This is a genomic window from Rahnella bruchi (assembly GCF_003614975.1).
Taxonomy (GTDB): Bacteria; Pseudomonadota; Gammaproteobacteria; order Enterobacterales; family Enterobacteriaceae; genus Rahnella; species Rahnella bruchi.
The window spans coordinates 45,302-57,497 of sequence record NZ_QZWI01000016.1; the positions used below are offsets into that span (position 1 = coordinate 45,302).

The window sequence follows — 12,196 nt, forward strand, 5'->3', positions numbered from 1 at the left end:
ATAAGGGATCCGAAAAATTTGAAATAAAATCAGGCCTCAATTTCGGTATTCATGAATAGATCAGGAACAACGGGAGTTTTTATGGCTGATTGGGTGACGGGAAAAGTCAAAAAAGTTGAGCACTGGACAGACAATTTGTTCAGCATCACGATCAATGCACCGGTCGATCCTTTTACCGCAGGCCAGTTCGCTAAACTCTCACTGGATATCGATGGCGAGCGGGTTCAGCGCGCCTATTCGTATGTGAATCCCCCTTCCAGCAATGAACTGGAGTTCTATCTGGTCAATGTGCCGGAAGGAAAGCTCAGCCCGCGCCTGCACGTTATGCAACCGGGTGACGAAATAAATATCACCAAAGAAGCCGCGGGTTTTTTCGTGGTTGAAGAAGTACCTGAATGCGACACGTTATGGATGCTGGCAACCGGTACGGCTATCGGGCCATATTTGTCGATTTTGCAGGAAGGATTGGGGCTGGAGCGGTTCAAAAATATTGTTCTGGTTCATGCGGCGCGCTTCGCGGCAGACCTGAGTTATCTGCCCATGATGCAACAGCTTCAGCGCCGCTATGAAGGCAAATTACATATTCAGACCGTGGTCAGCCGCGAGGAAATTTCCGGCTCGCTGACCGGTCGCGTACCTGCGCTGATTGAAAGCGGCGCGCTGGAAACCGCTGTCGGCCTGAAGATGCTTGCTGACGACAGCCACGTGATGCTGTGCGGAAATCCGCAGATGGTGCGCGATACCCAGCAAATCCTGAAAGACACACGAGGTATGCGCAAACATCTCAAACGTAAGCCTGGCCATATGACCAGCGAGCATTACTGGTAAATCTGTGACCGCAAAACTAGCGGAATTTCACGTCGTCCGGTTCCGGGCCAAAACGATTTGTGCCCGGTGTCCCGACAAAAGCACCGCAATCGATAATCAGCATGATGAAAATCACCGACGGTGCCAGACGGCCTAATACCCAGCTCCACGTTTGTGGCATCGCCGCAGCCCAGTTACCGGCCACCAGCATCCACGCCAGCACAAACAGCAATGCCCACCAGGCGGATTTATTGCGGTCATGCAATCTTTTCACCAGTACCGCAGCCGTCGGCCACAGTAAAACCACCAGCGCAAAACCGGCCGTCTGGTAGGTAATCCATTCCTGAGCGGCAAAAAAGAAATCAGCCACCATCAGAATTAGCCAGCTGACTATCCAGAACCAGAAATCGCGGCGACCCAGGCGGCCGTTAAAAGAAAACAGTGCATGCTGTAACGTCATTGACAGTCCGTTCCGTAAAGTACAATGGGAGTAAAATGTTAAATCACGCGGAGTGTAACCCACAGGCAACGGCGGCGAGAATCTTTACGCTCTCCTTTTGACATTACCCCTCATTCCCCGCTTTAATCGGTCTGTTGAAACAAAATAAGACACGCCCTATGACTGTTGCTCATTCTTTATTACGACTGGCGCTGCCCGCGCTGCTGATGCTGGCCGGCCAGAATATCGCGCTCGCCGATCCGCCGACCGATCACTCCGGCGCGGAAGAAATGCCAAAGGCACCTTACCTGCTTGCCGGTGCGCCGACCTTTGAAACGACGCTGATTAATTTCCGCGCCAAATACAATGAAGCTAATCCAGCTCAGCAGATTGGCGAATTTCGTTCTATCAGCGATAAATCCGCGAACAGTTCCCTGACCCGCGCCGCCAGCAAGATTAACGAAAATCTGTATGCCTCGACTGCGCTGGAAAAAGGAACAGGCAAAATCAAAACGCTGCAAATCACCTACCTGCCGATTCAGGGGGCGGAAGAAAAAGCCGCCCGCACGCTGGCGATAAGCTACATGGCGAACCTGATGCGCCAGTTTGACGCCACGCTTTCTGTGCCACAAAGCGTGGCGAAAGTAACGTCAATGATTGAGAAAGGTAAAGGCCAGCAGTTTTATAAGCAGGAAGTGGGCGCGGTACGTTTTGTGATTTCAGACAATGGCGAAAAAGGTCTGACATTCGCCGTGGAGCCGGTAAAGCTGGCGCTGGCTGAGCCGTGAGATGACGGCTTTTAATGACAAAAAGCAAAGCCTTTACGTCCAATGATCTCTATACTGTTGCACAGGTAATCTGCTTATTTGGCAGAAATTTTAATCGACACTCGCGTCCCCTTTTGGAGGAAAAAACATGCGACATCCATTAGTGATGGGTAACTGGAAGCTTAACGGCAGCACCCACATGGTTAACGAACTGATTGCAGCTCTGCGTACTGAACTGAGCACAGTTGTAGGTTGTGGCGTTGCGATTGCTCCACCAGAAGTTTACCTGTCACAGGCTAAACACGCTCTGGCTGGCAGCCGTATCGCGCTGGGTGCTCAGAACGTTGATGCTAACCTGTCCGGCGCATTCACCGGTGAGATCTCTGCCGATATGCTCAAAGACATCGGTGCGCAGTACATCATCATCGGTCACTCAGAACGCCGCACTTATCACAAAGAAAGCGACGAATTCATCGCGAAGAAATTCGGTGTACTGAAAGAAGCGGGCCTTATCCCTGTTCTTTGCATCGGTGAAACTGAAGCAGAAAACGAAGCTGGCAAAACTGAAGCCGTTTGCGCTAAGCAACTGGACGCGGTTCTTAACACTCTGGGTGCAAAAGCATTCGAAGGCGCAGTTGTCGCTTACGAACCCGTGTGGGCGATCGGTACCGGTAAATCTGCAACTCCTGCGCAAGCTCAGGCAGTTCACAAATTTATCCGTGACCACATCGCGAAACAAGATGCTGCGGTTGCTGAACAAGTGATCATCCAGTACGGCGGTTCCGTGAATGCTGCTAACGCTGCTGAGCTGTTCACCCAGCCAGACATCGATGGCGCACTGGTTGGCGGCGCATCACTGAAAGCTGATGCTTTCGCCGTGATCGTGAAAGCTGCTGCTGAAGCTAAACAAGCGTAAGCCTGTTTCTTCTGTGCATAAGAAAACCCCGGCATGCCGGGGTTTTATTTTTTTGTTTGCAAAAGAGCTGCTTGCAAAAACCTTGTTTACAAAAGACGACTAACGTTTGCTGATTTGGTCAAAAATACCGTCTGTCGCGAAATGCTCTTTCTGAGCCTGTGCCCAAGTTCCGGCCACCTGATCAATGGTGAACAGTTTCAGTTTCGGGAATTCAGAAGCGAATTTCTTCTCAACTTCCGGATCACGCGGACGGTAATAGTTTTCTGCCGCGATAGTCTGACCTTCCGGTGAATACAGGTATTTCAGATAGGCATCCGCCACGGTGCGCGTATCGCGTTTATCTACGACTTTATCGACCACAGAAACCGTTGGCTCTGCCAGAATTGATTCACTTGGCGTCACGATTTCAAACTTGTCTTTACCGACTTCTTTAGTCGCCAGCAGCGCTTCGTTTTCCCACGCAATCAGCACATCGCCGATACCGCGCTCAACGAACGTATTGGTTGCGCCACGTGCGCCGGAATCCAGCACTTCCACGTTTTTATACAATGCTTTCACGAAATCCTGAGCCTTCGCTTTGTCATTGTTGTTGTGATGCAGGGCATAACCCCAGGCAGCCAGATAGTTCCAGCGCGCACCGCCTGATGTTTTAGGGTTCGGCGTAATGATCGAGATACCCGGTTTGATCAAATCATTCCAGTCGTGAATTTGTTTCGGGTTGCCTTTACGGACCAGGAACACAATGGTGGACGTGTAAGGCGCAGAGTTATCCGGCAGACGGGTGATCCAGTTTTTATCGATGCGGCCACGTTCGGCAATCGCATCAACGTCATACGCCAGTGCCAGCGTCACCACATCCGCTTCAATACCATTGATTACAGACGTCGCTTGTTTGCCGGAACCGCCATGCGACTGGCGCACGGTCACGGTATCGCCGGTTTTAGCCTGCCAGTATTTGCTGAACGCTTTGTTGTATTGTTCATAGAACTCACGCGTAGGATCGTACGACACGTTCAGAATCTGAATATCTTTGGCAATTGCTCCGGTTGCCACCAACAGTAATCCCAAACCTACAGCCCATTTACGCATCGCACTCTCCCGAGATAGTTTCTATGGATTTCATTTATTTGTTCGTTAGGGAGAGCGTGCCAGATAAAAATGAAACGTATAAAGAATAAAAGGTTTTTTTCTATTACTTTCTGGAATAACCAAAATGGAGGCGAAAAAAAACCTCCCGCAAAGGAGGTTCTTTCAAACGCGTAATCAGCTGTATCAGAACAGTTTTTTCGCCGTGTCGTACCAGTCTTCTTTAAATTTGCTTTTCTTGTTCTCTGGCGCGATACAAACCGAGATGAGTTCGTGAACCATTTTCTCGTTCTCAACACCGACGCAGAAACCGCCCTGAGAATAATCGCGGCCTTCTTCCAGAAGCAGATCAACAGCATAAGCGCCCATGCGGGATGCTAAAATGCGGTCGTAAGCGACCGGGGCACCACCACGCTGGATATGACCCAATACAGTGCCACGCGTTTCGCGGCAGGTTTCTTTCTCGATGTATTTGGCCAGCTCTTCGATGTTATCTAACTTCTCAGTGATAGCGACGATCGCGTGTTTTTTGCCTTTCGCGATGCCTGCTTTGATTTCAGCAACCAAATCATCACGTTTGAATTCAACTTCAGGGATGGCAATAAATTCACAACCACCGGCAATCGCCGCAGCCAAGGTCAGATCACCGCAATAACGGCCCATGACTTCAACGATAGAGATACGCTGGTGGGAAGAGGAGGTATCGCGCAGACGGTCAATCGCTTCCACTACGGTGCCAAGCGCCGTGAAGAAACCGATGGTGTAGTCAGTACCGGCAACGTCGTTATCGATTGTGCCTGGCAGGCCGATACAACGGATGCCGCCTTCTTTGGTCAGCAAGTCTGCGCCCGCATAAGAACCGTCACCACCGATAACCACCAGGCCATCGATACCGCGGTCTTTCATATTCTGCAGAGCAACTTTACGCATTTCCGGGTCACGGAATTCCGGGAAACGAGCTGAACCCAGGAAAGTACCACCACGGTTGATCATGTCTGAAACGCTGTAGCGATCCAGTTTGCGCATACGGTTTTCATACATGCCGAGGTAGCCATCTTCAATTCCGTAGACTTCCAAATCTGCAGATAAAGCGGAACGAACAACGCCACGGATCGCAGCATTCATGCCTGGGGCATCGCCACCACTTGTCAGTACACCAATTTTTTTGATCATGACTACCTCTGAACTTGTAGATGCAATTTCTTAAGAATCTTGAGCCTGCCTGTTGGGCGAGTTTTTCTTGTGCAGCCAAAAGGGCTTACTAGCGTTTGAGCCTATAGTATAACAAAACACCGGTGCTGAATTGATTCAAGTCAGCAAGAATACGCATACACTGCTCTGTACTTCGCAATTTACTGATTCATACGGCTTTTACAAGATATTTCCAGTTCGTTACGCGCAGATTTCCACCTTGTTAATTTCCGCTTCTGTGAACCCATCCCGAATTGAAGGCAAAAAAAACCCCACCTTTCGGCGGGGGAAGACAGGGATGGTGTCTATGGCAAGGAAAAACAGGGATCTTACTCGGTCGTGCTGGTACTACTCGTCTTCTGGGCAGAAGAAGGTTGTAAGCCAGATAACTGCATCTGCATCTGTTGCATGCGCTGCTGGTGTTTCTGGTTTAGTACATCTTTTTGCTCAGGCGTCAGCAGATTAAACATCTGGTTGCGGATGCGGGCCATTTCGACCTGGCGATCCACCTGTTCCTGAGCCATTAATTCGGCTTGTGCCCGGACTGCGGCCTGATCAAACTTTTCGGCAGTAACCAACCTGTGCATCGTTTCTATCTGTTCTACATTTACATGAGGCAGATCTTTACGAGCCTGATGCATCAGGTCACGCATTTGCTGGCGCTGCTGCTCAGTGAGATTTACACCATCAAACATGGTGTTGCGTTCCTGAGGCTTATCCAACATCGTGCTATCATGTTCTGCTGGCATCGCCGACACTGGTTTTGCGCCATCTGCTAAAACGACACCTGAACTCAGCGTCAGAAGCGTGGCCAAACCGAATGAAGCTGCCTTAAACATCACATACTCCTAAAGTCTTTATCGCTTAATCGCGAATCATTGAAAAGCAGTCTAAACCTGCTGCTGCAAACAAGCGTCAGTGCTTGTAAAAGTACGTAAAGTCATGGAATAGCGGCAATTGATGACGTATTTTGCGTCTAGAGGTAAATACAATGAATAAAATTTTGTTGGTTGATGACGACCGTGAACTGACTTCACTTTTGAAAGAATTGCTCGAAATGGAAGGCTTTAATGTTGTGGTGGCTTACGACGGTGAGCAGGCATTAGAGAAAGTCGATAATACCATCGATCTTCTGTTACTTGACGTGATGATGCCGAAGAAAAACGGCATTGAAACCCTTAAAGAATTACGCCAGCGCCACCAGACGCCAGTGATTATGTTAACCGCTCGTGGCAGTGAATTAGACCGTGTCCTTGGCCTCGAATTGGGTGCCGATGACTATCTGCCAAAACCGTTTAATGACCGCGAACTGGTTGCCCGTATCCGGGCGATGTTGCGCCGTTCCAACTGGAGCGAACAACAGCAAACCAATGAGAACAACGGTTCACCGACGCTGGAAGTCGATGGCTTACAGCTCAATCCGGGCCGTCAGGAAGCCAGCTTTAACGGCGAAGCACTTGATTTAACCGGTACGGAATTTACCCTGCTGTATTTACTGGCAAAACATCTCGGACAGGTCGTTTCCCGCGAACATCTGAGCCAGGAAGTATTGGGTAAACGCCTGACGCCGTTTGACCGTGCGATTGATATGCACATTTCTAATTTACGCCGTAAATTGCCCGATCGTCAGGACGGACATCCGTGGTTTAAAACCTTGCGCGGACGCGGTTATCTGATGGTTTCTGCTTCATGATAAACAGCCTTACGGCACGTATTTTTGCCATTTTCTGGTTCACATTGGCCCTGGTGCTAATGCTGGTATTGATGGTGCCGAAACTCGATTCACGCCAGATTACGCCGTTGCTCGATAACGAACAACGGCAGGGCCTGATGATTGAACAGCACGTAGAAGCTGAGCTGGCGACCGATCCTGCCAATGATTTGATGTGGTGGCGCAGGTTGTTCCGCGCTATCGACAAATGGGCACCGCCGGGTCAGCGTTTGTTGCTGGTCACCAGCGAAGGGCGCGTCATTGGCGCTCAGCGCAATGAAATGCAGATCGTGCGTAACTTTATCGGCCAGTCCGATAATTCCGATCGTCCTAAAAAGAAAAAATATGGTCGGGTGGAAATGGTCGGGCCTTTCTCCGTTCGTGACGGCGAAGACAACTACCAGCTCTACCTGATGCGCCCTGCCAGCAGTTCTCAGTCTGATTTTATCAATCTGATGTTCGACCGCCCTCTGCTTTTGTTAATCGTCACCATGCTTATCAGCGCCCCGCTGTTACTCTGGCTGGCGTGGAGCCTGGCAAAACCTGCGCGTAAGTTGAAAAACGCCGCAGATGACGTTGCACGCGGTAATCTTAAGCAGCATCCGGAACTTGAAGCAGGTCCCCAGGAATTTCTCGCAACGGGTGCCAGTTTCAACCAGATGGTCAGCGCACTTGAACGGATGGTGACGGCCCAGCAACGGCTGATTTCTGATATCTCTCACGAATTGCGTACTCCGCTGACTCGTCTCCAGCTGGCCACCGCGCTGATGCGCCGTCGTCATGGTGAAGGGAAAGAGCTGCAACGCATTGAAAATGAAGCGCAACGTCTTGATGGCATGATCAATGACTTACTGGTGTTATCACGCAGTCAGCATAAAAATGAGCTGTCGCGCGAAACCCTGAAAGCCAATGAACTGTGGGAAGGTGTGATTGATGATGCGCAGTTTGAAGCCGAACAGATGGGCAAAACTCTGGAGGTTACGTCTCCTCCTGGCCCATGGAAACTGATCGGCAATGCTGCGGCGCTCGACAGTGCACTGGAGAATATTGTGCGTAACGCCCTGCGTTATTCGCACCATCACATTGCGCTGAATTTCGCCCACGACAGTGAAGGGATCACCATCACCGTTGATGACGATGGTCCGGGCGTGAGTGAAGAAGATCGTGAGCAGATTTTCCGTCCGTTCTACCGCACTGATGAAGCGCGCGATCGTGAATCCGGGGGTACCGGCCTTGGGCTGGCTATCGTGGATACCGCAGTACAGCAGCACAGAGGCAAAGTCAAAGCCGAGGACAGCCCGCTGGGCGGCCTTCGTTTGATCATCTGGCTGCCGCTGCACCAGCGTTAAGTTTCTGCTATTCTGCGTCCCTCTATCAGGGGGACGCATGCTTAACATCGTTTTATTTGAACCAGAAATCCCGCCAAATACCGGCAACATTATACGCCTGTGTGCCAACACTGGCTGTCAGCTTCACCTCATCGAACCTTTAGGTTTCGGCTGGGACGATAAACGTCTGCGCCGCGCAGGGCTCGATTACCATGAATTCGCCCATATTAAGCATCACGTCAATTATGACGCGTTCCTTGGCAGCGAGAATCCGCAACGTCTTTTCGCACTGACCACCAAAGGTACGCCAGCGCACAGCGCCGTCAGCTATCAGGATAATGATTTCCTGCTGTTCGGCCCGGAAACCCGTGGCCTGCCGGCAACCATTCTGGATAATCTGCCCGCTCAGCATAAAATCCGCATTCCAATGCTCGCAGAAAGCCGCAGCATGAATTTGTCGAATGCCGTTTCAGTGGTGGTGTATGAAGCCTGGCGCCAGCTGGGATATCCGGGCGCATTGCTGAAAGAATAGATTTGCCTGAATTGAAAGATGGCATGCAGATCCATGCCATCTGAAAACGCCTGTCAGATACCGTCGCCGAATTCAAAACCCTGCGCAATACCGTTGAAATGCTGATCCATATCCATGGAAGGACGCTCGCTTTCCGGTCGTCCGACAATACGTGCCGGCACACCCGCAGCCGTAGTGTGCGGAGGAACTGACTGCAACACGACTGAACCCGCCCCGATTTTCGCGCCAGCACCCACCTCGATATTACCGAGGATTTTCGCGCCAGCGCCAATCATGACACCTTCACGGATTTTAGGGTGGCGATCACCGCAGGTTTTGCCGGTACCGCCGAGCGTGACAGACTGCAAAATCGAAACGTCATTCTCGACCACGGCAGTTTCACCGATGACAATACCGGTTGCATGGTCAAACATAATGCCGCAGCCAATACGTGCCGCCGGATGAATATCTACACCAAATGACACTGAAATCTGATTCTGGAAGTAAATCGCCAGTGCTTTGCGATCCTGCTTCCACAGCCAGTTACCGATACGGTAAGCCTGAAGCGCGTGGAAGCCTTTCAGATAAAGCAGCGGAGTCGAATATTTATCGACTGCCGCATCGCGCTGATGGACAGCCAAAATGTCGCGGGCAGCGGACAAAATCATTTGCTCGTCGTTACGATAGGCTTCTTCGACCACTTCACGAATAGCCATCGCGGGCATAATCGGATTGCCCAGCTTGTTGGCCAGAATGTAGCTCAACGCGCCGCCCAGCGTTTCATGTTTTAGCAATGTCGCATGGAAAAAACTTGCCAGCATCGGTTCACACTCAGCCAGTGCTCTCGCTTCTGATTTAATGTTATTCCAGACCAGCTCTAATTCTTCTAGCGACATCACTTTTCCTTACGACTTTGCAAGTTCGGGTAATAAAAAGCCGCCCTGTCGGATGTACCAACAAGGTGGCTATACTTTATACGCCTTTCAGTGGCTGTGTTTTTCGTCCTTGCTCGCACGGGCAAGCAAACTGATCGCTGCCTCACGCGCATCTTTACCGCAGTACAATACCTGGTAAATCTGTTCTGTGATTGGCATTTCAACGTTATTACGCTGCGCCAGAGCCCGTACTTCTTTGGTATTGCGATAGCCTTCAACAACCTGGCCAATGGTGTCCTGAGCAGTCTGAACATCCTTGCCTTGCCCCAGCATAATGCCAAAGCGGCGGTTGCGGGACTGGTTGTCTGTGCAGGTTAACACCAAATCACCCAAGCCTGCCATGCCCATAAATGTCGCAGGATCGGCGCCTAAAGCGGCACCTAAGCGCGTCATTTCAGCCAGACCACGGGTAATCAGCGCGGTTCTCGCATTGGCGCCAAAGCCAATGCCATCCGACATTCCGGCTCCAATTGCGATGACGTTTTTAATCGCCCCGCCCAGCTGAACGCCGATAAAATCGGGGTTGCTGTAAACACGGAAGCTTTTGCCACAATGCAGTAATTGCTGCAAATCTTCGGCAAATGTCACATCGGTAGCAGCCAGAGAGATTGCCGTCGGCATGCCCGCAGCTAGCTCCTTGGCGAATGTCGGACCTGAAACCACAGCTAACGGTATAGCATCGCCGAGTTCTTCGCGTGCGACATCCTGCAACAGACGGCCGGTTTCGGCTTCCAGTCCTTTCGTCGCCCATACCACACGTGCATCTGGGCGCAAATGGGGTTTCAGCTGACGCAGTACGTCACCAAATACATGGCTTGGCACCACAACCAGCACATTACGGCTGGCCGCTAACGCGACAGAAAGATTGGTTTCGAGCAACAGGTTATCGGGGAATGGAACATCAGGAAGGAATTCCTGATTACAGCGGGCACGCTGTAAGGCGTTGATGTGGTCGGGATTATGTCCCCACAGCACAACGGGATGGCCATTTCTGGCGAGAGTAATCGCTAAAGCGGTGCCGTACGAGCCGGCACCGATTACTGTCATTGACGCATTGACGGTTTTCATCAGGCATCCTGATGCGGTTCAGCACCTTCGCCTTCAGCTTGCTGTTGCAGATAGTTCATGAACAGAGCGTCAAAGTTAACAGGTGCCAGGTTCAGTTGCGGGAAGGTACCGCGGGAAACCAGGCTGGTGATGCACTCACGGGCATACGGGAACAGAATGTTCGGGCAATATGCACCCAGGCAATGCGCCATCTGGTTGCCATCAATACCGGAGATAGTGAAGATACCACCTTGCTGAACTTCACACAGGAACGCAGTTTCGTCGCCCAGGGATGAAGTTACGGTCACACGCAAGACAACTTCATATACGCCTTCGGCCAGCTGGCTGGAAGCGGTATCAAGATCCAGTTTAACTTCTGGCTGCCAGTCTTGCTGGAAAACCTGAGGCGCATTTGGCGCTTCAAAAGAAATGTCTTTGGTGTAAATACGTTGGATCTGGAAAGCCATCTCGGTGTTATTTTGTTCTGACATGTGAGTAGTACCCTCGGGTTAATAGTCCTTTTAAACACTTGATGAAAAACCGCAGTGGCCTCTATTAACCCAGTAACGGGTCAAGACCACCGCGTGCATCAAGCGCATGTAAATCATCACAACCGCCAACGTGCTGTCCATCGATAAAAATCTGAGGAACGGTTGAACGACCGCTGCGCGCGATCATTTTTTCACGTTTTTCTGCGTCACCATCGATAGCGATTTCATCGAATGAAACGCCTTTGCTGTTAAGCAAAGCTTTCGCACGATGGCAGTAAGGGCAGGTTGCCTTGGTGTAGATTTCAATTTTTGCCATGGGTTCCACCTCAGAGTCGTAGAATTTAATGCCGTAGCGGTTATCTGAACGTCTAATCTTTAGCGCGAACTATTTACCGCGAACTAAAGGCAGGTTTTCACCGCTCCAGCCGCTGATGCCTTCTTTGAGTGTGAATACACGCTCAAAACCGGCAGCAATCAGGCCTTCAGCCGCAGTACGGGAAGTTTGGCCAGTAGCACACACCACGATCACTGGCTGTGCTTTGTGTTTAGTCAGTTCACCCAGATTGTTGTTTTTGATGTCAGCAGACAACACATTCTGTGATTCAGCGATGTGGCCTTTGCGGAATTCTTCACGCGCGCGAACATCGACAACGATGGCATCTTCTTTATTAATCAGGCGTGTTGCTTCGCCACGGGTGATCTCTTTTACTTTAGAGAAACGTGTTTTAAAGGTGGTCACAATTACTGCAATCAGTAACGCAACCCACGCCAGGCTGAGAACCGGATGCGCACTGATGAACGGCATAATATCTTGCATGGGGTGTAGCAACTCCCGTCAGTTGGGGGAAAATTCAAGGCTTCAGAGTATACCTGCGCGCCGGAGCAATTACAGCCAGTAAGCGCGGGCGAATGCCACAATCTGCGGCACGTCTCGGAAAATTAACACGCCTTTATGCCGAAAGTTAAC

15 protein-coding genes are annotated in these 12,196 nt (G+C 50.8%); 6 read left to right on the plus strand and 9 right to left on the minus strand.

Annotated elements, in window-relative coordinates; translation table 11 throughout:
• Nucleotides 1–81 precede the first annotated feature (81 nt).
• A complete protein-coding gene (gene fpr, locus D5398_RS20915; protein ID WP_120509350.1) occupies nucleotides 82–828 on the plus strand; it encodes a ferredoxin--NADP(+) reductase in 747 nt (248 codons plus the stop codon).
• 16 nt (nucleotides 829–844) lie between these two features.
• Here the strand turns inward: fpr and D5398_RS20920 are convergent, their stop codons facing one another.
• Nucleotides 845–1,267 carry a DUF805 domain-containing protein gene (locus D5398_RS20920; RefSeq protein WP_120509351.1) on the minus strand — a complete coding sequence of 141 codons (423 nt, stop codon included), beginning with the start codon at nucleotides 1,265–1,267 and terminating at the stop codon, nucleotides 845–847.
• Nucleotides 1,268–1,425: 158 nt separating this feature from the next.
• Between D5398_RS20920 and D5398_RS20925 the strand changes: the two genes are divergently transcribed.
• Together D5398_RS20925 and tpiA are read left to right on the plus strand one after the other, a co-directional pair.
• Nucleotides 1,426–2,034 (plus strand): DUF1454 family protein, encoded by a 609-nt coding sequence (locus tag D5398_RS20925; protein WP_120509352.1) that lies wholly within the window; start codon nucleotides 1,426–1,428, stop codon nucleotides 2,032–2,034.
• Nucleotides 2,035–2,161: 127 nt separating this feature from the next.
• Complete coding sequence (gene tpiA, locus D5398_RS20930; protein ID WP_120509353.1) at nucleotides 2,162–2,929, plus strand: triose-phosphate isomerase; 768 nt, start codon at nucleotides 2,162–2,164, stop codon at nucleotides 2,927–2,929.
• Nucleotides 2,930–3,028: 99 nt separating this feature from the next.
• On the opposite strand, the gene D5398_RS20935 is transcribed toward tpiA, so the two are convergent.
• The 3 genes from D5398_RS20935 to cpxP all read right to left on the minus strand — a co-directional run bounded on the left by D5398_RS20935 (nucleotide 3,029) and on the right by cpxP (nucleotide 6,045).
• Nucleotides 3,029–4,018 carry a sulfate ABC transporter substrate-binding protein gene (locus D5398_RS20935; protein WP_120509354.1) on the minus strand — a complete coding sequence of 330 codons (990 nt, stop codon included), beginning with the start codon at nucleotides 4,016–4,018 and terminating at the stop codon, nucleotides 3,029–3,031.
• Nucleotides 4,019–4,201: 183 nt separating this feature from the next.
• On the minus strand, nucleotides 4,202–5,188 hold the full coding sequence (gene pfkA / locus D5398_RS20940) for a 6-phosphofructokinase (protein WP_112289334.1): 987 nt from the start codon (nucleotides 5,186–5,188) through the stop codon (nucleotides 4,202–4,204).
• A 347-nt stretch (nucleotides 5,189–5,535) separates the two neighbouring features.
• A complete protein-coding gene (gene cpxP, locus D5398_RS20945; protein WP_120509355.1) occupies nucleotides 5,536–6,045 on the minus strand; it encodes a cell-envelope stress modulator CpxP in 510 nt (169 codons plus the stop codon).
• Between the two features lie 152 nt (nucleotides 6,046–6,197).
• On the opposite strand from cpxP, the gene cpxR reads away from it, so the two are divergent.
• The 3 genes from cpxR to trmL are packed head-to-tail and all read left to right on the plus strand — an operon-like array spanning nucleotide 6,198 to nucleotide 8,777.
• A complete protein-coding gene (gene cpxR / locus D5398_RS20950) occupies nucleotides 6,198–6,899 on the plus strand; it encodes an envelope stress response regulator transcription factor CpxR (protein ID WP_120133127.1) in 702 nt (233 codons plus the stop codon).
• Complete coding sequence (cpxA, locus tag D5398_RS20955) at nucleotides 6,896–8,266, plus strand: envelope stress sensor histidine kinase CpxA (RefSeq protein WP_120509356.1); 1,371 nt, start codon at nucleotides 6,896–6,898, stop codon at nucleotides 8,264–8,266. The genes cpxR and cpxA overlap by 4 nt, the downstream gene beginning before the upstream one ends.
• 37 nt (nucleotides 8,267–8,303) lie before the next feature.
• The gene (gene trmL, locus D5398_RS20960; protein ID WP_120509357.1) at nucleotides 8,304–8,777 is read left to right on the plus strand and encodes a tRNA (uridine(34)/cytosine(34)/5-carboxymethylaminomethyluridine(34)-2'-O)-methyltransferase TrmL; all 474 of its coding nucleotides are present in this window, start codon (nucleotides 8,304–8,306) and stop codon (nucleotides 8,775–8,777) included.
• Between the two features lie 53 nt (nucleotides 8,778–8,830).
• Here trmL and cysE read toward each other — a convergent pair whose 3' ends face one another.
• The 5 genes from cysE to D5398_RS20985 form a co-directional block, all read right to left on the minus strand.
• Entirely contained in the window at nucleotides 8,831–9,652 is an 822-nt protein-coding gene (gene cysE / locus D5398_RS20965) for a serine O-acetyltransferase (protein ID WP_013577600.1), read from the minus strand.
• Nucleotides 9,653–9,739: 87 nt separating this feature from the next.
• Nucleotides 9,740–10,759: an NAD(P)H-dependent glycerol-3-phosphate dehydrogenase gene (gene gpsA / locus D5398_RS20970; RefSeq protein ID WP_120509358.1), complete on the minus strand. Its 1,020-nt coding sequence runs from the start codon at nucleotides 10,757–10,759 to the stop codon at nucleotides 9,740–9,742.
• The gene (secB, locus tag D5398_RS20975; protein WP_013577602.1) at nucleotides 10,759–11,229 is read right to left on the minus strand and encodes a protein-export chaperone SecB; all 471 of its coding nucleotides are present in this window, start codon (nucleotides 11,227–11,229) and stop codon (nucleotides 10,759–10,761) included. Before secB ends, gpsA begins: the two co-directional genes overlap by 1 nt.
• A 64-nt stretch (nucleotides 11,230–11,293) precedes the next feature.
• Nucleotides 11,294–11,545, minus strand: a complete 252-nt coding sequence (gene grxC, locus D5398_RS20980; RefSeq protein WP_120509359.1) for a glutaredoxin 3 — start codon at nucleotides 11,543–11,545, stop codon at nucleotides 11,294–11,296.
• Between the two features lie 69 nt (nucleotides 11,546–11,614).
• Nucleotides 11,615–12,046 (minus strand): rhodanese-like domain-containing protein, encoded by a 432-nt coding sequence (locus D5398_RS20985; protein ID WP_015699203.1) that lies wholly within the window; start codon nucleotides 12,044–12,046, stop codon nucleotides 11,615–11,617.
• Nucleotides 12,047–12,196: the final 150 nt, after the last annotated feature.